The sequence below is a fragment of the Pelorhabdus sp. sgz311001 genome, from assembly GCF_055901755.1.
The window spans coordinates 321174-340793 of record NZ_JBVXUT010000003.1 but is presented as its reverse complement, the minus strand read 5'-3'; the positions used below and the strand labels follow the sequence as shown (position 1 = coordinate 340793).

Here is a 19620-nt window from a genome sequence, read left to right as displayed (position 1 = left end):
ATTATTTATAGTTTATGTCGCCTTATTTATAGAGTCGATGGGCGGCATGGCAGGTAGGTCCGACATACTGATTTAAAGGGAAGGAGTGTTCAATGGCTTTACTGATGAACACTTTAGCTGCCTGAACTGCTTCTTTGGCGGTGAGCCCCTTAGCCAGACCCGCTGTAATTGCAGCGCCATAAGTGCAGCCAGCGCCGTGCGTATAGGCCTGTTCGAATTTAGGCGACTCGAGGACAACAAATTCTTTGCCATCATAGAAAAGATCGATGGCTGTCGGTGTGTCTAGTTTAGCGCCGCCTTTGATTAAAACATTTTTCGTTCCTAAGGCATAAATTTTTTGAGCTGCTTCTTTTAAGGCATCAAGGGAATGAATTTCTTTTATACCGCTTAGCTGAGAAGCTTCAAATAAATTAGGCGTTAGAACAGTTGCCCGCGGGGCAAGGACTTTGGCAATAGCTTCAGCAGTCTCAGGATGGAGTACTTCGTCCGTTCCTTTGCAAGCCATGACGGGGTCGATGACTACATTTTTTACGTGATAGGCATCGATTTTGTTCGCTACAAGATCAATGGTTTCTGTTGTGGCGAGCATGCCTGTTTTTAAGGCATCGACGCCAATCCCTTTTAATACGGTTTCCAGCTGCGCCTCTAGTACATCTAAAGAAAGGGGATAAATGTCGTGAGCCCAGTTATTATCAGGGTTTTGTGCCACAATTACGGTAATTGCTGTCATGCCATAAACGCCAAGTTCTTGAAATGTTTTTAAATCAGCCTGCAAGCCAGCGCCGCCGCTTGTATCTGAACCGGCTACAGCCAGTGCCTTATACATCGTCATTGATTTTCGTCCTCCTAGCATCACTTGTTTTTCTTTAGTTTATTCTATTTTAAAGAGTTACAGTAAAACAATTACTAGTATTATAGAATGATTTGGCCATTATGAATAGAGCCAGAATAGATCATTTTTAACCGACCACTTTTCTTAAGCGGCGGCGATGCTGCTGGTCGCTGCGCTTTTTCGTTGAAAGGATTGACAGGGGAAGCGCAATAGGAGTATAGTGGTTACAAGTTAACAATAAACTTCTGCTTTTTGTTGCCTTTTTCGATTGATAAAGGTAGCAGGGGCTTTTATTTTTTAAACTGACAGCAGTATTGAATGAGATGGGGGAGAAGTATTTATGAAAGAATTTTCTTTGGCTTATGGCACAACAGAAATGAAACTGCAGGTGAAAGAGGAAAATATTCTGCAGGTGATTGAAAGTAATCCGGTTTCCTTTGCTAAGAGCGAGACAGAATTAATTCAAGCAGCGTTGGAACAACCGATTGCCAGCGCTCGTTTGTCAGAGTTAGTGCAGGCGGGACAAACGGTTTGTATCGTGATTCCTGATGTGACGCGACTGTGGCAAAAACCGCACTTGTATTTGCCATTGCTTGTGGAAGAACTTCATAAGGGTGGCGTTAAGGATAAAGATATTCTTTTTGTCAGCGCCTTAGGCAGTCATCGTAAACAGACAAGAGAAGAACATGAAATGCTGCTCGGACCCGAGCTTTCCAAACGGTTTACCGTAATTGATCATGATTGTTATGATAAAGAAAATCTTGTTTATAAAGGAAAAACAACCTTTGGTACGCCTGTATGGCTCAATAAACAGGCCCTTGCTTGCGATCATCTTGTCTTGACCGGCGGCGTTGTTTATCATTTCCTTGCTGGCTGGGGTGGCGGCAAAAAGTCGGTTTTGCCTGGGATCTCCGCCTATGAAACGATTATGGCCAATCATGGTTTGTCATTAAGCCCTGAACGCGGCGCCGGCGCTCATCCTGATGTTCGTTCTGGCTATGCCGAGAAAAACCTGATTCATCTTGATATGCAGGAAGCAACAAGTTTTGCAAAACCGTCCTTTTTATTGAATGTTGTCCTGGCGGAAGGCCGTATTGCTGGTGCCGTTGCCGGAAATTGGCTGGCGGCTCATGAGAAAGGCCAGCGACTTGTTGATGATATTGATGGTGTAGCTGTGCAAGAAAAAGCCGATCTTGTGATTGCATCGGCTGGCGGCAGTCCGAAAGATGTGAATCTTTATCAGACCATAAAAACGCTGGTCAATGCTAGAGAAGCGACAAAACCGGGCGGAACGATGATTTTGTTGACAGAATGTCCGGAAGGACTCGGCGGCAACGCCGATGTACAAAATATGATTTTAGGTTATGATACGGTATTAGATCGTGAAGATGCCCTGCGTGCTGATTACAGTATCTCTAAATATGTAGGTTATTATTTCTGTGAATCCGCCGTAAAATTTGATTTGATTCTTGTGTCTTCGCTCGAATCACAACTACTAGCGAAGGCGAATATTACGATCGTGAAGACTCTGGATGAAGCGCTCAAGCTTGTGTATGACAAACGCGGGGAAAATTTGAAGACTCATATTATGCCTCACGGTGCGAATACTTTTCCGCGAATTGATTAAAGCATTATAACCAAAGTGGGTAAATAAGCAAGCTGTCTTGCAGGGAGATCTGTTTTTTTAGCAGATCTCTTGTAAGACAGCTTTTTTAAATGGTAGTCCTCAAAATTTATAAATTATTAATTGGCAAACTGTGGGACAGGAGTCCCTTTGTTTTTTGTAGAATAAAGATGGGAAATGTTTAGATGACAGGAGTCAGTATGCAGATAAAAAGAAACTATATACCGTTTAAATCGCTTATTTTCCTCTTGCTATGTTTTCTGCTGTTGCTGCTTGGCGGTATGGTGACTTTAGCACCAAATCGATTTGAGAGTAAAACTGACGAAGTCGCTTTCCCGGTCCAGTGGCTATATTATCGCGGCGATGGCGCAGCGGAAAACTTTTCGGGCAAACCTGATTTTGTCAAAACACCATGGCGAACTTTTCCTTCGCAATTTGTTAGTGGCGGAATGCCTAATGATTTAAGCCGCTCCCTAGTTTTGACGACAACGGTTCCGAATCTTGAGCCACTAGCAAGTCCCGCGCTTTATTTGCCGTCAGTAGATCAATCTTTTGAAGTATATCTTGATGGCCAGAAGATTTATCAGTATGGTTGGAACGAGGAGAAGCCTTTTTTTGCTGGTTGGAGCTGGCATTTAGTTTCTCTACCAGAGGACGCCGCCGGAAAGACGCTTTTGTTACGGATTTACTCTATCGATAAAACGATTGGCGTGATTGGACAGGCGCGGATTGGCTCTGATGCTGATTTTCGATTGGCTCTATTTGAACAGGATTTTTCGTGGTTGTTATTTGGTTTTTTCTTTTTCTTTGCTGGCATTTTTACTTTTCTTGCTTGGTTGCGCCGTACAGAAAAGCGCGAATATCTTTACTTTGCGCTGTTTAGCCTAGCGGTAGGTTTTTGGCATATTACGCAAGTGAAAAGTAAGTTGATGTACTGGGATGCTCCGCTGTTTTGGACTTATAGCGATCTTTGTTCTCTTTATTTAGCGCCTGGGTTTTTACTGTTGTTCCTGCGTCATATTTTTGGGCGTACCGCTTGTTATGGCAATTCCAGCTGTTATGGACTATATACGTGGCTAGTTCGCTTGCACTTTGCTTTTTGGTTGTCTACCTTTATGGGAGCACAACTGGGAGGCTTCTTTTTGCCGGACAGTTTAATTTATTTTAATTTACTTGAAGTGTTGGATCTTTGTGCGGTTGTACCGACGATGTTTATTTTAGCGTGGAAAAAACACTCGGAAGCGCAAATTGTTTCTATTGGGATATTTTTATTTTCTTTGCTTTCTGGTAATGACATACTAGCCAGTATGGGGTGGCCGCTTTTCTCGTTCCAAAGTATTTCCTGGGGGACTTTCTCCTTACTGCTTACTCTGGCTTTTTTGTTGATGTATCGTTTTGAAAAAGTGCAGCAACAGCTTGTCGCTTATACAGAGGCCTTGGAAGTAAGCGAAGCTGAGTTGCTGCGTCATCGGACGGAATTGGAGAAGTTAGTCGAAGCGAAAACCTGTGAACTTCGTCTGGCCAAAGAGGCAGCGGAAGCGGCTAGTGAAGCAAAAAGTCAATTTTTGGCTAATATGAGTCATGAAATTCGTACTCCTATGAATGGCATTATTGCGATTGCTGAGCTGCTTATGGAAAATTTGACCCATCCTGATGAACGCGAACAAGTGGCGGTTATGAGTCACTCCGCCGAAGCGCTGCTTCATTTGATTAATGATGTACTCGACTTTGCTAAGGTGGATGCTGGTCAAATGACACTAGAGGAATCGGATTTTTCTTTGAAGGAACTGCTGCGGGAAGTGACGCTGCTGATGGAGGTACAGGCTCGCTCTAAGCAACTCCATATTTATACAGAACTGGCGCCAGATTTACCGGAAATGCTTTGCGGCGATCCGTTACGGCTACGTCAAATTTTACTTAATTTAATGGGCAACGCTGTGAAATTTACGGAAGCGGGCTGGATTAAACTATCTGTGAACTGGCGAAACGAGGCAAGTGACAGTATTTTGCTATGTATTGGCGTAGAAGATACGGGAATTGGAATACCGCGTGATAAACAGCATTTATTATTTCAATCGTTCCAACAGATTGATACATCAACTGCTAGGCGCTTTGGCGGTACGGGCATAGGTCTGGCCTTGACGGCAAAACTTGTTGCGCTAATGCAAGGGGAAATTACGGTAGAAAGCGAGGCTGGCCAAGGCGCGCTCTTTACTGTGAAGCTTCAGCTTCGTCGTTGTGCCGATACTTTATTGCAACCGATTCGCGAGAATGTGGTTACGGCGTTAAGAGCATCGCAAGCGATGATTCTTGTTGTGGAAGATCAAGAAATTAATAGTAAAATTGCGTTAGCCCAGTTAGATCGTTTGGGCTTAAAAGGCAAAACAGCGAAGGATGGTTTGACGGCGCTAGAACTGTTACGCCAAGAATCTTTTGATATGATATTACTTGATTTGCACCTGCCTAAGGCCGACGGGTATTTTGTCACTCGGGCCATTCGCAGTGGCGAAGTGAGCGATAAAGTGCAGCATATCCCGATTGTGGCTATGACGGCAAGTGCGCAGCCTGAAGATCGGCAAAAATGTTTGGCTGCTGGAATGAATGAATACTTGACAAAGCCTGTCCGGCTGCGGCAGCTGGCTTCGGTGATTTCTGCCTACTTAGATTGGACGCCTGAGTGGCAGGAGGTAGAAGCGCTGAATCAAGTAGATCAACTGATTTTCGATCCCTCTGTTTTAGCGGCCAATTTACCAGGAAAAGACGAGTTGATTCGTCAATTGTTACAAGAATTTATGATGGAGCTGAAAGTAAGTCTTGGTCGATTGAATCGGCAGTATCGCAGTCAGTCTTGGCAGGCGATGAAGCGGGAAGTTCATGCTGTAAAAGGACTTGCTGGCAATGTAGGCGCGAGACAAGTCTTTTGGATTCTGCAAAATCTGGAAGAACAGCTTCGAATGGAGTCTTATCGGGAAATTCCCGTTCTATTGAGTGAGTTGGAAGGCCAAGGAAATTATTTTTACTCACTGTTGCGGCGCGAGCACTATATAGGAGACGAAACGAATGAAAATTTTAGTGGCCGATGATAAAAAGATCAATCGTTCTATTTTAAAGAGTATGCTCCTAGATATGGGCTATGAAGTCATTGAAGCGGAAACGGGAGAACAGGCTCTTGCGATTTTATCAGATCGCGAAGGTCCGTTGATTGCTTTTCTTGATGGCGAAATGCCTGACTATGACGGACCGGATCTTTGCCGGATGATCCGGTCGCAGGAAAGGGAAAGCCTAGATTATAAATTTCTTGTTCTCGCTACAGGACATGATCGGAGAAGTGATAAAGCTGCGGGCTTTGCTGCTGGTGCCGATGATTATATTGTAAAGCCTTTTGACAGACAGGAATTGCAAATGAGGATACGCGTTGGCGAACGTCTTGTGCGGCTACAGGAAAAGTTGCGTTTTTTGGCGACGCGTGATGAACTGACTAGACTTTGGAATCGCCGGACAATAATGCAAGGACTCGAAGCAAAGCTAAGAGAAACTAGCGGTTTAGTTGCAGCGGCAATTCTTGATCTAGATCATTTTAAAAGGATTAATGATACCTATGGCCATTTGGCAGGCGACGAAGTCTTACGCGAAACGAGTCGACGCTTGATGTCAGTTTTAGATTCTAAAGGCATGGCTGGTCGGATGGGCGGCGAAGAGTTTATTGTGTTTTTTGCTGTACAGTCTATTGCCGAAGCCGAGAACTTTTGCGAAATTGTGCGGGAGAAGATTGGTCGTGCTCCTGTGGTATATAGATCAAGTGATCAGCAGGATTTGGTGAAAGAAATTCCGGTTACAGCTAGCCTTGGTTTAGTCGTGGCTTTTGTACCGAGCGATTTGGAAAGTGTGCTACGGCTGGCTGACCAGGCCTTGTATGAAGCAAAAGAAACCGGAAGAAACCGCAGCGTTAGATGCGAGTTTCTTCCGGTAACAGATCAAGAGCCGTCATAGCCATGGCTTTGGCGCCGATTAACAGGCGCTCCTGAGCATAGGGGGAGCAAGCAGCTGTGGCAAATTCCGCTGTATGGGCGGAAAGATCAGCGCCAATCGAAATATCGGGATGCAGTGTAGGGATGATATGACTAACTGTGCCCACATCGGTTGAGCCGCCTGCCTCTGCGTCGTCAAGAATGGTGACTTCTTCGCCGAGCAGCGCCATGTTTTGCCGAAATAGAGCGGCTAACCTTTTGTCATTGATTAATTCTTTATAAAGGGGTTCGTAATGTTCTACTGTTACTGTTGTGCCTGTCGCTAAGGCAATTCCCTCGGCAAGGCGGCGAAAAGCTGGTAGAACCGTGTCTTCTAAATAACGGTATGACAGTGCACGGACTGTAAATTTAGCTTCGGCTTTATCAGGAACGATATTTGGCGCAATGCCGCCATGAGTGATAATACCGCCAAGAATGGTTTTTTCAGTGAGGCTTTCTTTCAGTTGCTTCAGGCCACTGTAAAATAAGACGAGGGCGTCAAGGGCATTGACTCCCTTATGAGTACTACTGGCAATATGAGCGCTTTGACCGTGGAAAGTTACTTTGACCGGATGGGTGGCGTAAGATGTGCCGCCTACACTGTTTACATCAGCGGGATGAATAATGAGGGCGGCAGTGAGCGGATCAAAGAGACCCGCGTCGGCCAGCGTAATTTTGCCGCCTGTCGTTTCCTCGGCAGGACAGCCGAATAAATATGAGGTAGCTTTTTCTTGTGCGGCGGCGGCAAAAGCGACGGCAGCACCGTAGCTCATGGCGGCAATGAGATTATGGCCGCAAGCATGGCCTAATTCCGGCAGAGCGTCATATTCGGCTAGAAAACCGATTTTAGGCCCAGAAGAACCTTTCGAAGCCTGAAAAGCTGTGGGGAGATTACCGCAGTTCCTTTCTACTGTAAAGCCATGTTTGGTAATGGCTGCAGTTAAGCAGGCGACGGCTTGATGTTCTTCGTTGCCTAGTTCGGGATGATTATGAATAAAGCGACTGATTTCGTTTAATTCAGCAGCTAAGGCGTCGACGGCGGCGCAGGCTGCTTTTTTTAATTCATTACGATTCATAAACAGGACTCACTTTCTGTAAGATAGTCTCGGCTCATCTTAGTCCGTCAAGGCACTTTCCGTAAGGACTAAGCCGCCCTCGGTAGTGCTCAGGCGGGCTCTTACGCCAAAAGGAAGAGTTGTTTTATCCCGTTGGTGGCCAAAGGCTAGGTTGCCAAGAATCGGAATTGATAAATCGCTTAAACGATCTTGCAACACTTCTTCCAAGGAAAATCCTCTTTCTGATTCCTCATCTGGTTCCTCTTCGCAATGTACGAAGCGGCCAAGTACAAGCCCGGCTGCTTCCTGTAATTTACCAGACAGCCGCAATTGTGTGAGCAGGCGATCAATTCGATAAGGTTCTTCACCGACTTCTTCTAGACAAAGAATTTTATTTTTTGTATCAATTTCGTAGGGAGTTCCTAGCGTTGCCGCAAGCAGGCTGAGATTACCGCCAGTAAGAATCCCTGCCGCTTCGCCAGGATAAAGCCAGTTCAGCGGCTGCTCTGGCGGATTGCTGATAAGGCCAAGGGGGCGGCTTGTTTCCAGAGCTCGGAGCATTGCCGCTATAGTATAGTCTGAGGGATTTCGCCCTAAATCAGATGCGACCATGGGACCATGAAAGACAGGAAAGCCGCAAGTTTGGCTGATGGCGGTAAACAAAGCCGTCACATCACTGTAGCCTAAAAGGATTTTGGGATTTTGCCGCAACAGTTCGTAATTAAGTTCTGCTAGATAGCGCATCGCGCCATAGCCGCCGCGCAGGCAGAAAATGGCTGCAATCGACGGGTCGGCAAACATTTCTTCAAGATCACGTAACCGAGCCGCATCGGAACCGGCGAGGTAGCCCCATTTTTGTTGAACGCTGCGGCCAATTCGTACTTCGTAGCCTAATTTTTGAAGCAAATCAATGCCTGCGCTTGCTTCCTGCCAGTCGCCGCAGCTTGCTGGTGCAATTAGGCCGATACATTGGCCCTTTTCAAGTTTCTTTGGTTTTATCGAGGCTTTATTCATTATAGTCCGTCCTCCTCAAGATAGGCGCTTTTAAAATCGGCCAGACCTAGTACGGACCAGGAATAATTTTTTAGGCGCGGGCTGACAAGATAGGGCTGTGTCGTATAGTAAATGGGGATGACTACGGCGTCTTTTAAGAGTAGATTTTCGGCCTGATGCATAGCAGTCATGCGAACAGACGGATCCAACGTGGACTGCGCCTGCTTTATGAGTTCATTATATGCTTCGTTTTTATATTTGGCGTCATTTTCTGGGTCTTTGAAGACGTCCATAAAGGTCATGGGGTCACTATAGTCGCCAATCCAGGAGGCGCGAGCTACCTGGAAGTCGCCTTGCGCCCGCGACGCGAGAAATACTTTTGACTCTTGATTCACTAAGGTGACTGATACGCCGAGATTCTGTTTCCACATTTCCTGAATTGCTTCCGCAATGGCCTTGTGCAGTTCACCGGAATTAAAGAGAATCGTAATGGGCGGCAGCCCTTGACCGTCAGGATAACCTGCTTGTGCTAACAGTTTTTTGGCTAAAGCGATATCTTCTGCCACCAGATTTCCGCCTTCGAGACGAAAGTCTTGCCCTGTTGCCGGATTCTTCAAACCAGGCGGTACCCAGGCGTAGGCAGGTTCTTTGCCGCCCTTGATAATATGGTTAACGAGAAATTGGCGACTTAAAGCCAAACTGAAAGCTTGGCGTACTTTCGGGTTGTTAAAAGGCGCTTTATCCGTATTAAATACATAATAATAACTACCGAGATAGGGAGCGATTTTGAGCTTGTTTGTCTGGGACAGTCGGTCATACTCGGTGATGGGCGGTTCCACCATCATATCTACCTGATTGCTTTCCGTGAGCAGCATACGTGTTGTCTGTGAGTCCACAATCGGCCAGGACATGTGCGTGAGTTTTACGGCGCGGCGGTCCCAATACATTTCGTTAGGGGAAAAATCAATTTTGCCATTATGAAGCCACAAGTCGATTTTAAAAGGGCCGTTACTGATTATGGGACTTTGGATTGCCCAGTTGTCAGGATGCGCTTCGATGGCAGGACGGTAAACGGGATAGAAAGCATGAAAGGCCACCAAACTTAAAAAATAAGCCGTAGGTTTTTCTAGTTCTACATCAAGCGTGTGCGTATCGACAGCTGAAATACCGACGGAATCTGCCGATGCTTTATCACTGTTATAGTCTTCGGCATTTTTAATACTATATAGCATGTAGGCATTTTCCGAGGCAACTGCCGGATCAAGCGCTCGTTTCCAGGCATACTCAAAATCGGCGGCAACGACAGGATCGCCATTAGACCACTTGGCATCTTCGCGTAGGTGAAAGCGATAATGTAGTCCGTCCGGGGAAATTTCCCAACTAGTGGCTACGCCGGGAAGCGGCTCATCATGATTGCCAAGGCGTGTTAAGCCTTCAAAAATCTGCAGTTCTACTAGCGATTCAGGAATTGCTGTTGATTTGGCCGGATCCAGTGTTGCCGGTTCTGTCTCCAAGGCATAACGGAAAGGGGCCTGCACGGATGATTTGCAACCAACAGCGCTGATGAGTAGGACAAGCAGTAGCAAGCAGAGGAAAAGACGTTTTAGGATCGTCATGAACCTGCCTCCTTTGTTTGTAAGGGGCCGCTAAAATATTCATAGAGGATTTTCCCAATCCTAGCGCCGAGCATCAGGCCCTCATAATTAAAGGTAAGGTTTTTGGTCATGATTGTTACGATATAAGGACCGCCAGGCAGATAGAGAATTCCGCCGTCATGTTCTGCGCCTGGCAATGTCCCGGTTTTGTGGGCGATTGGGATTTCTTCCGGCCAGGTAAAGGGGAGTTTGTCACGAACCTGTTGACGCTTTAATACAGACAGCATGTGATCGCAAATCGAACGAGGCAATGTTGCTCCGTCATAAATCAGACGAAACAGTGTAACAAGATCGCGCGGGGACGAATAATTTTCCCGCCCTGCTTGAGCAGCTGTAAAATCCATCATTTTTCGTTGCAGCCGTGTTTCTGCTAGGTTTAATTGTTCCATCGTTTCATTGATTTGCGCCATGCCGAGACGTTCAATGAGTAGATTTGTCGCTGTATTATCACTGATGACAATCATCAAGTTAGCTAATTCCTCGATGGTCAGGCTGGTGGGGCGAATTTCCATCAAAATGCCAGCGCCGCCGACAACTTGCTGCGGTTTAAGTGGAATGGATTCCTGTAAATCAAGCTTACCAGCAGCGACTTGACGCATGATTTCGTAAAAAATCGGCACTTTAATCATACTGGCAGAAGGAAACGACTCTGCCTCATTTATAGCCAAACTGTCGCCTGTGCGGGGATTGATCAGTAAAAAGGCGCAACAGCCAGAGCTTTGCGTAAATTCTGCTTCAATTTGTTTTTTTAATCGTTCCATTGGCAGGATCATCCTTTATATAGAGTATCAGATAGATAGTATTAGATAAAATGACAGGCCGCTTCATGGTGCGAGCCGCAAGTCTTTAACGCTGGTTCTGTTTCGGCGCAGAGCGGTTGGGTGTTCGGGCAGCGCGTACGAAACCGACAGCCTGAGGGAAGCGCCAAGGGACTCGGAAGTTCGCCTGATAGCAGCGCCAGTTGCTCACTTGCTTGCTGTGGATCAGGTATAGGAATGGCCGCAAGCAACGCTTTCGTGTAAGGGTGTCTCGGCTGTTGATATAACGTAAGACTATTGGCTATTTCTACAATTTTTCCTAGATACATTACGGCAACGCGATGACTAATATGTTGAACCATGGCTAGATCGTGAGCAATAAATAGATAGGTCAAGTTTAAAGCTTGCTGCAGATCTTCTAAAAGATTCACGATTTGGGCTTGAATGGAGACGTCAAGGGCGGAAATCGGTTCATCACAGACGAGAAACTCTGGTTCCATGGCGAGAGCGCGAGCAATGCCAATGCGCTGTCGTTGACCGCCGCTGAATTCATGGGGATAGCGACCGAGAGCTGTAGCGGAAAGACCCACAAGATCTAGCAACTTTTCCAAACGGCTGGAAACTTGTTTTTGGGGAACGATGGAATGGAGGATAAGGGGCTCGCGTAAAGTTTCGGCCACGGTAAAGCGGGGATTGAGCGAGGCGTAGGGATCTTGAAAGATCATTTGCAAGCGCGGTCTTCCCGTCAGTTGACTGTTATTTGGCAGTGGCTCGCCATGAAAAAGAATTTCGCCGCCAGTTGGCTTATAAAGCTGGACAAGCATCCGGCCTACGGTCGATTTACCACAACCGCTTTCGCCAACGAGGCCGAGAGTTTCGCCGGCAAAGACCGAGAAATCAATGGAATCCACGGCTTTTAACTGCGCTTGAGGGCGCCCCCAAAAGTCTGTTTTAACCGGAAAGTATTTTTTCAATGCTTTGACTTCGAGTAAGGGTGTTTTTGACTGGTTCATTCGTTGCGCCGCCTCCTTCTTTCCTGGGCCAGCGGGTGCTCAAGCCAGCATTTTATCTTATGACTTGTTGTGGCGGTTTCATAATAAGGCGGCGCCGTTTTGGCGCAGACTTCCATAGCATCAGGGCAGCGCGGGTGAAAGGCGCAGCCTGTTGGTTTTCGGCCGGGATGGGGCGGTTGTCCCGCTATAGCTGTTAATTTTTGTTTGCCTGCTGTTTGTAATCGCGGCAGGGCTGCCAGCAGGGACTTTGTATAAGGGTGGCCGGGATGATGAAAGATTTCGCTTGCTGCGCCTTCTTCAACTAAGGTACCGGCGTACATAACCAGAACACGCTGACACAAAGTGGCAACAGCGCCAAGATCATGGGAGATGAAAAGAATCGCCGTATTTTTTTCTTGTTGCAACTTCTTTAATAAAGCCAGAATTTGTGCCTGAATGGTTACATCAAGAGCAGTCGTTGGTTCGTCGGCAAGGAGCAGTGACGGCTTACAGGCGAGAGCCATGGCAATCATGGCTCTCTGACGCATACCGCCGCTAAATTGATGCGGGTAGGCAAGAATACGTTCCTCTGGTGAAGGAATGCCTACCTGCTGCAAAAGCTCGACTGCAGCTGCCAAGGCGGCGGTTTTATTCATATGACAGTGCAGCATAAGGCTTTCGGCAATTTGATCACCGATTGTCAAAACCGGATTTAACGCCGTCATGGGATCTTGGAAAATCATACTGATATCCTTGCCGCGTATTTTAGCTAGTTCTCTGTCGCTCTTTTGACGCAGGTCTTCACCGTTAAAGAAAATTTTTCCCGCGTCATACAAGGCGGGTGGCGCGGCAATTAGACCGAGAATGGCCTGGGCTGTCAGGCTTTTGCCGCAGCCTGATTCTCCCACCAATCCGACAGCCTCACCGGGAAACAGTGAAAAGCTAACCGATTCGACGGCCTGTAGCCGATTTTGATCGGCGAGAAAGGAAATTGCGAGATTTTCTACTGTGAGTAGAGGTTTCATGAAGTACCTCCTTAGCGTCGGACACGCGGGTCAAGCGCATCGCGCAGACCGTCGCCGAGAAAATTAAAGGCCAGCATCGTCAGACTGATTGCCAGAGCTGGGAACAGGAGTTGGAAAGGATAAGAGCGGATACTCGTGATTCCCTCGGAAGCGAGTACGCCCCAACTGGCCATCGGCGCTGCTACGCCAAGACCGATAAAGCTTAGAAAAGCTTCAGTGAAAATCGCTTCGGGAATGGCTAGAGTCATGGTGATTAAAATGGGACCAAGACAGTTTGGCAGCAGATGATTATATAAAATTCGCCAGCGGCTGACGCCCATAGTTTGAGCTGCCAGAATATATTCTTGTTCTTTTAATGTAAGAATTTGGCTGCGTACCACACGCGCCATATTTAGCCAGTAGGCAATGCCAAGGGCAATAAAAATATTGCTTAGACCTGGTTTCAGCACCACCATCAGCACAATGACATAGAGCAGTAGCGGGATACCATATAAGATATCAACAATCCCCATCATGATCCGATCGACGCGGCCGCCGAAAAAACCGGAAACCCCGCCGTAAATCACGCCAATCGTCAAATTGATGAAACTGGCAACAATGCCAATGGCCAGGGAAATACGAGCGCCGTAAAGTACGCGGACAAAAAGATCGCGACCGAGATTGTCTGTGCCGAACCAGTGAGCGGCGCTTGGCGGTTCATTGGCGGCAAGCAGATTTTGATCAGAGTAAGAGTAGGAAGAAAAAAATGGTCCAATGAGAGCAACAAGTAGAAAAAAGAGAATCAGATATAAACCAGCCATAGCGAGCTGGTTGGCTTTTAAGCGGCGCCAGGCGGCTTGACGGGAAGAAAGACCTGGCGTAAAGTGTTCTTGGTCGCCTTCGGTCCGCGCCAGCGGTTGAAAGGATTGGGGCGTAAGTTCCATTGGGTCAGCCTCCCTGCTTTTTAGTCAGTTGAATTCGCGGATCAATCAAGGGATATAAGAGGTCAACAACTAGATTGAGCAAAATGACCAGCAGACTGTAGAAGACCGTAATTCCCATAATGACGGTATAATCGCGATTATAAATACTTGTAATGAAATGTTTACCAAGACCAGGGATAGCAAAAATCGTTTCAACAATAAAGCTGCCTGTCAGAATCGAAGCCGTTAACGGGCCAAGAAACGTAAGAACAGGAATAAGTGCATTTTTTAAGGCATGCTTATACAGAATGGTCCTTTCGGGCAGGCCTTTGGCTTTGGCTGTTTTTATATAATCCTGCGTTAGTACCTCGAGCATACTAGCCCTGGTAAGACGAGCGATGGCGGCTGCCGGATAAGCAGCAAGGGCGATCGTCGGCAAAATTACATAGGACGGGCCTTCCCAGAGGGCTACAGGCAGCCAGTTTAGCTGTAGGGAAAAGACGTAGACAAGCAGTGTTGCCAAGACGAATCCCGGGATAGACATGCCCAGAGTAGTAAAGAAAACTGACACGTAGTCAGGCCAGCTGTTTTGACGCAGGGCCGCCAAAGATCCTGCCGGGATGCCAATGGCTAAAGCTAGAGCAAGGGCAAGCATTCCCAGTTCAAAAGATACGGGAAAGCCTTCGGCGATAAGATCGCTTACTAATCGGCCTTCATATTTAAAGGAGGGGCCTAAGTCAAAGTGCATTAAGTTCGCTAGGTAATCGCCGTATTGTTTATAGAGCGGGTCCTGCAAGTGATAGTGTGTTTCAAGATTTTTAAGTACGGCTGGCGGTACGTTTTTTTCGGCAGTAAAGGGACCGCCGGGAATGGCGTGCATGAGAAAGAAGGTAATCGTAATAATGGCGAATAGTACAAGCAGCGCGCTGAACAGACGCTGAGTGAGATAGGACAGCAAGAAAAGTCACTCCCTTCAAAATAGATAAAGAGACATACGCCAAGTATGTCTCTTTGATTGCGCGGCTTTATCGATTTTGTTTCTATAAAAACAGGAAAAGTCCTGCTCTTGAGCGATGGTAAATTTACATTCGTTGTCATAACTGTTCTAGTAGGTTACTATTAAGAAAGATCATGTTTTAGCTATAAGGAGTTTATGATGGAAGAAAAGAAAACGATACAGGGGAAATTGCGACAGCTTGCCGTGATTTTATTCCCTATTTTAATTACCCAACTTGCTTTATGTGCTATGAGTTTTTTTGATACGATGATGTCAGGTCATGCCAGTCAGCTTGATTTAGCTGGCGTAGCGATTGGCACGAACTTGTGGATGCCTGTATTTACAGGGATTAACGGCATTTTAATCGGCATTACGCCGCTCATTGCCCAGTTTCACGGCGCGAAGAACGAGCAAGCGATTTCCCGTGCCGTCATTCAGGGGCTTTATGTAGCTGCGGCAATGGGGCTTACGGTTATTGTCGGGGCCATAGTATTGCTGCCCTTCGTACTTGCCGCTATGGGGCTAGAACCAGCGGTAGAAACAATTGCTCGCCGCTTCCTTGGCGGCATTGCTTTTGGCGTAATGCCTCTATTTATGAGTACCATTTTGCGCAGCTTTGTCGATACCTTAGGCTACACGCGTATTACCATGATGATTACGGCTGGGGTTCTACCTTTGAACATTTTGCTAAACTATTTGCTGATTTACGGTGAGTGGGGATTTCCTCGTCTAGGTGGCGCTGGCGCGGGCTATGCTTCGGCCATTAGCTACTGGTTTATTTTGCTCATTCTCGCGGTTACGGCGCTGAAGCGCAAGCCCTTTTGCCATTACCGAATTTTTGCGACTTGGCCGCGTCCTGCTTGGCGCGATTGGCAATCTCAACTCAAACTGGGAGTTCCCATTGGTACGTCCATTTTTTTTGAGACAAGTATCTTCGGCGTAGTCGGTGTGTTAGTGGCGGCTTTCGGGACGGTAACGATCGCTGCTCACCAGGCGGCGATTAATTTTGCCAGCCTTGTTTATATGCTGCCGCTGTCCATGAGTATGGCGCTAACGATTCTTGTTGGGTTTGAGGTCGGCGCCAAACGGGAACAGGATGCCAGACAGTATGCTTATCTAGGTCTTGGCGCCGCTTTGACCCTAGCGGCTTTCTGTGCGATCGGTCTGTGGCTATATAATGGGCAAGTAGCGACTTTATATACGAATGATTATGACGTATGGGAATTAACAAAGCAGTTCTTGCTTTATGCCGCGTTCTTTCAGTTATCCGATGCGGTTGCTGCTCCCATTCAAGGGATTCTACGCGGCTATAAAGATGTAAATGTTCCTTTTATTGTAGCCTTTGTGTCTTATTGGGTCATTGGCTTGCCCCTTGGGTTGTTTCTTTCTCACTTTACGGCTTTCGGTGCTTTTGGCTACTGGGTTGGGTTTATTGTCGGACTCGCCTTTGGGGCTACGGCGCTTGTAGCTAGATTGCTTAAACTGCAACGGAAGCGGCGGCAGTAGCAGGATTTGTTTTTAGAAACAAGAACTCTATAGCAACAGAGTTCGTTATAAAACAAAATGTGTTTAGGAGGGCTTTTTATGACTGATACCATTGCGCTGTTACAGCAGCATAGTTCTGTACGGGATTTTTTAGCAAAACCTGTTGCTGATGAACTACTCAGAGAAATTTTGTTAGCTGGCCAGCAAGCGGCTACATCAAACCATATTCAGGCCTATTCGATTTTGCGAATGCGCGATCAGGAAAAACGCCAGCAATTAGCTGTGTTATGTGGTCAGCAAAAGCATGTGGCTGTAAGTCCCGTCTTTCTTGTGTTTTGCGCTGACCTAAAACGGTTGCAGCAAGCCTGTGAACGCCATAGCGAGACGATCTTTCCCGGAGCGGCGGAAGCCTTTATTTTAGCTACTGTCGACACGGCCTTGGCGGCGCAAAATGTAATGGCTGCTGCTGAATCAGCCGGACTTGGCGGAGTATATATTGGCGGAATTCGGAATCATCCCCGTGAAGTTTGTGAGCTTCTGGCGATTCCTAAATACGTTTATCCTGTGTTTGGTATGTGCCTTGGTTATCCGGCTAAGGTGAATGATGTAAAGCCGCGTCTGCCACTGGAAGCTATTTTAAAAGAAGATGCCTATACGCCCGATGATCCTGCTCTTATGGCTACATATGACCAACAAGTGGCGGAGTATTATGCGAAGCGAACGGCCGGCGAGCGGACAACAAGCTGGACCGACGGGGTGGCGGCTATGATGAAAACGAAACAGCGCCCCCACATGAAAGCTTTTTTGGCTGAGCAGGGTTTTGACTTTGATTGAGAGTGATTAAGCAAGTTTTTTAGAGCGATTCTACTTAGGTAGGATCGCTTTTTTTACGCAATAAGGGAGTCAGAGTTCCTTGATACATAATATGAAGATCATGCATGGCCCGCGATAAAGCTACATAGAGCAAGCGCGAGTCAAGGGGCGTATTTTTATAGGATTCCAAGGAGGCGTTCCAGAGAATGACGCTGTCAAACTCAAGGCCCTTGGCGAGCGAGACTGGCACGAGTGAGATGGCGCCTTGATAAGAAGCCGCTTCGCCTGTAATTAAATGAACAGGCAAGGCAAGGTCGGAAAAACATTTATGCCGCTTCAATTCTTCATAGAGCAGTGTTGCTTCAGATTCCAGCTTGGTGATGATGCCGATGGATTTTACGCCTTTTTGTACTAAATCGCTAAGGCGATTCATTAAACTGACTGCTCCCTGCGCTACAGAATGAATTCTTTCAGCAGTAGGCTTGCGGCCAATTTCATAAACTGGAATGGCTTTGCTGTGACCGCTGGGCATGACGCGGTTGAAGAGATCAACAATTTCTTTGGCGGAGCGGTAGCTATACAGAATTTCCCGATAGACCGTTCGATCTTGGCCGAATACTTCTTTAAGCAACACATTCCAACTGCCAATGCTGCGGTACGAATGGATTCCTTGGGATAAATCACCCATGATTGTAAATGAGCCGTTTGTTGACAACTGTTTTAAGACGACAAATTCAAAGGCGTTTAAATCCTGAGCTTCGTCGATTACAATATGATCATATTTGTCGACTTGACGCCAGCCATCTAGTAATAAGGCGAGATAGGCTAGCGGCGCCAGATCTTCCCGATCGAGTTCGCCCGCCCCTAAAGTCGTCAGTGTGTGATGCCGAATCTCTTCGAGATCATAGTTTTTTTCTTTTACAAGCTTAAAGGCGCTTTTGACTGTGAAAATTTCCTGGTAGGTTTCTAATAGATCAAGAGAATGCCAACGTTTGCCGAATTTTTGCAGAAAAGCATCTGCTTTGTTCCGTAGCTGCGTCATTTCTTTGTCATCATGGCCTTTTTTCTTGTGGGTTGCGGCGAGAACATCTAGATAATTTGTCACTCTAAAAGTGACAAGATTGACTAAGGAACGCAGTCGTTCATTGCAGGGAACGGCCGCATCGCTCAAAAAGCGCTCCAACTGGTCTTTTGCTGGTATCGTCAACTTTCCTTCGAATAGGCTGATGTCTTCGAATTTTAGACAGTATTTTTGAATCTTTTGTGCTAAGTAATTTTCTAAAATTCGCTGAAAATCGAGCGAGCCTTTGAGACGAGCCCTGGCTTCAATATTTTGAATGCGGCTTTTGTCTTGGGCCGCTAATAGTGTATCAAGACGATCTGCTTGACTTAAGGGGCGTTTAATGCCCGTAATAGCGGTAACAAGGTCTTCCCAGACGAGCTGAGTTACATCGGCGGCATCGATTTCCGGCAGCAGCTCCGAAATATAATCGAGAAAAATTCGGTTGGGTGCAATGACAATGAGCTTTTTGGGATTGAGTTTTTCGCGGTACAGAAGATAGGAGAGTCGATGTAGACCAATCGTACTTTTGCCAGAACCAGCTACGCCCTGAATGACTGTGACTTGATTTAAAGGTTCGCGAATGATTTTGTTTTGCTCAGCCTGAATCGATGTGACAATGTCTTTTAGTTTTTCCGCTGCGCCTTCTTTCAGACGGTCTACCAATAAAGGGTCGGCTAGCAGCGCTTCTTGTTGGTTCGAAAGAATCTGATCTAAAATGAAATTGTCTACCATATTTTTGAGCTGACCTGCTTCAATTTTATATTGCCGTTTTAGACGAACGTCGCCTTCATAATGATATTTATTTAAGACTTCATAGGAAGCCCGGCCGCCGTAGCATTCGTAAAATACGGTAGCGACAGGGTCGCGCCAGTCAAAAATCAGAAAATCTTCGGGTCCGTTAATTTGTAGACGCGTGACTTTACAGCGGCCAATATAGTAGCTTTGAAACGCTTCGGTACCATCTTCGCGAAAGTCAACACGGCCAAAGTAAGGAGATGGCAGGGCGTTTTCAATATCTTGAATTTTACTGGCGTGATCGCCGCGCAACATAGCGTGAACATAGGCGCTGACCTCATCTTTGATCAACAGCGACTGCTGCATGCTCGTAAATCGGTTGTCAATATCAGAAGCGAGGTCAGTCATGACTTGCTTCATTTCTTGGATTGTAGCGGCTAAATGATTCTCCTCAATAGGAAAATCAGGATGGTTTTCAATCATAAGTCCTCCTGGGAAAAAGTAATAAAATGCGCGATAAAAGAAGCCTCTGCTCAGATGATCAGAGGCGTAATTTTTAAAATAAGGTGTCTTTATTATAAGTCTAGGCGTCGGTGAATACAAGTCAGGCTTATCAGTGAATTGTGATCGCCTTATTCAATGGAAATAATCCACGAATCGACAAAAATTGCTTTACTTGGATTT

The 19620-nt window shown here is 46.5% G+C and carries 15 protein-coding genes; 5 read left to right on the top strand and 10 right to left on the bottom strand.

Going from position 1 to position 19620, the window contains the following annotated elements; translation table 11 throughout:
- Positions 1-22: 22 nt before the first annotated feature.
- Positions 23-832: a pyridoxine/pyridoxal/pyridoxamine kinase gene (gene pdxK / locus AC0MXB_RS10280; protein WP_474039580.1), complete on the bottom strand. Its 810-nt coding sequence runs from the start codon at positions 830-832 to the stop codon at positions 23-25.
- A gap of 340 nt (positions 833-1172) precedes the next feature.
- Between pdxK and AC0MXB_RS10275 the strand changes: the two genes are divergently transcribed.
- The 3 genes from AC0MXB_RS10275 (at position 1173) to AC0MXB_RS10265 (ending at position 6446) form a co-directional block, all read left to right on the top strand.
- A complete protein-coding gene (locus tag AC0MXB_RS10275) occupies positions 1173-2459 on the top strand; it encodes a lactate racemase domain-containing protein (protein WP_474039579.1) in 1287 nt (428 codons plus the stop codon).
- A 197-nt stretch (positions 2460-2656) separates the two neighbouring features.
- Entirely contained in the window at positions 2657-5539 is a 2883-nt protein-coding gene (locus tag AC0MXB_RS10270) for an ATP-binding protein (protein ID WP_474039578.1), read from the top strand.
- The gene (locus AC0MXB_RS10265; RefSeq protein WP_474039577.1) at positions 5517-6446 is read left to right on the top strand and encodes a GGDEF domain-containing protein; all 930 of its coding nucleotides are present in this window, start codon (positions 5517-5519) and stop codon (positions 6444-6446) included. Before AC0MXB_RS10270 ends, AC0MXB_RS10265 begins: the two co-directional genes overlap by 23 nt.
- On the opposite strand, the gene AC0MXB_RS10260 is transcribed toward AC0MXB_RS10265, so the two are convergent.
- Genes AC0MXB_RS10260 through AC0MXB_RS10225 form a run of 8 tightly spaced genes read right to left on the bottom strand, consistent with a single transcriptional unit; the run spans position 6403 to position 14801 of the window.
- The gene (locus tag AC0MXB_RS10260) at positions 6403-7539 is read right to left on the bottom strand and encodes a M20 family metallopeptidase (RefSeq protein ID WP_474039576.1); all 1137 of its coding nucleotides are present in this window, start codon (positions 7537-7539) and stop codon (positions 6403-6405) included. The genes AC0MXB_RS10265 and AC0MXB_RS10260 overlap by 44 nt on opposite strands.
- A gap of 39 nt (positions 7540-7578) precedes the next feature.
- The gene (locus AC0MXB_RS10255; RefSeq protein ID WP_474039575.1) at positions 7579-8532 is read right to left on the bottom strand and encodes a S66 peptidase family protein; all 954 of its coding nucleotides are present in this window, start codon (positions 8530-8532) and stop codon (positions 7579-7581) included.
- The gene (locus AC0MXB_RS10250; RefSeq protein WP_474039574.1) at positions 8532-10127 is read right to left on the bottom strand and encodes a peptide ABC transporter substrate-binding protein; all 1596 of its coding nucleotides are present in this window, start codon (positions 10125-10127) and stop codon (positions 8532-8534) included. The genes AC0MXB_RS10255 and AC0MXB_RS10250 overlap by 1 nt, the downstream gene beginning before the upstream one ends.
- Complete coding sequence (locus tag AC0MXB_RS10245) at positions 10124-10927, bottom strand: serine hydrolase (RefSeq protein ID WP_474039573.1); 804 nt, start codon at positions 10925-10927, stop codon at positions 10124-10126. Before AC0MXB_RS10245 ends, AC0MXB_RS10250 begins: the two co-directional genes overlap by 4 nt.
- A 41-nt stretch (positions 10928-10968) precedes the next feature.
- On the bottom strand, positions 10969-11937 hold the full coding sequence (locus tag AC0MXB_RS10240) for an ABC transporter ATP-binding protein (protein ID WP_474039572.1): 969 nt from the start codon (positions 11935-11937) through the stop codon (positions 10969-10971).
- Positions 11934-12941, bottom strand: a complete 1008-nt coding sequence (locus AC0MXB_RS10235) for an ABC transporter ATP-binding protein (protein ID WP_474039571.1) — start codon at positions 12939-12941, stop codon at positions 11934-11936. Before AC0MXB_RS10235 ends, AC0MXB_RS10240 begins: the two co-directional genes overlap by 4 nt.
- 11 nt (positions 12942-12952) lie before the next feature.
- Positions 12953-13864 carry an ABC transporter permease gene (locus AC0MXB_RS10230; protein ID WP_474039570.1) on the bottom strand — a complete coding sequence of 304 codons (912 nt, stop codon included), beginning with the start codon at positions 13862-13864 and terminating at the stop codon, positions 12953-12955.
- Positions 13865-13868: 4 nt separating this feature from the next.
- Positions 13869-14801, bottom strand: coding sequence for an ABC transporter permease (locus AC0MXB_RS10225; protein WP_474039569.1), 933 nt, complete (start codon positions 14799-14801; stop codon positions 13869-13871).
- Between the two features lie 195 nt (positions 14802-14996).
- Here AC0MXB_RS10225 and AC0MXB_RS10220 point away from each other — a divergent pair, with 195 nt between their 5' ends.
- Both AC0MXB_RS10220 and nfsA read left to right on the top strand, forming a co-directional pair.
- Complete coding sequence (locus tag AC0MXB_RS10220) at positions 14997-16346, top strand: MATE family efflux transporter (RefSeq protein WP_474039568.1); 1350 nt, start codon at positions 14997-14999, stop codon at positions 16344-16346.
- A gap of 78 nt (positions 16347-16424) precedes the next feature.
- On the top strand, positions 16425-17159 hold the full coding sequence (gene nfsA, locus AC0MXB_RS10215) for an oxygen-insensitive NADPH nitroreductase (protein WP_474039567.1): 735 nt from the start codon (positions 16425-16427) through the stop codon (positions 17157-17159).
- A 34-nt stretch (positions 17160-17193) separates the two neighbouring features.
- On the opposite strand, the gene AC0MXB_RS10210 is transcribed toward nfsA, so the two are convergent.
- Positions 17194-19419, bottom strand: a complete 2226-nt coding sequence (locus AC0MXB_RS10210; protein ID WP_474039566.1) for a HelD family protein — start codon at positions 19417-19419, stop codon at positions 17194-17196.
- Positions 19420-19620 lie beyond the last annotated feature (201 nt).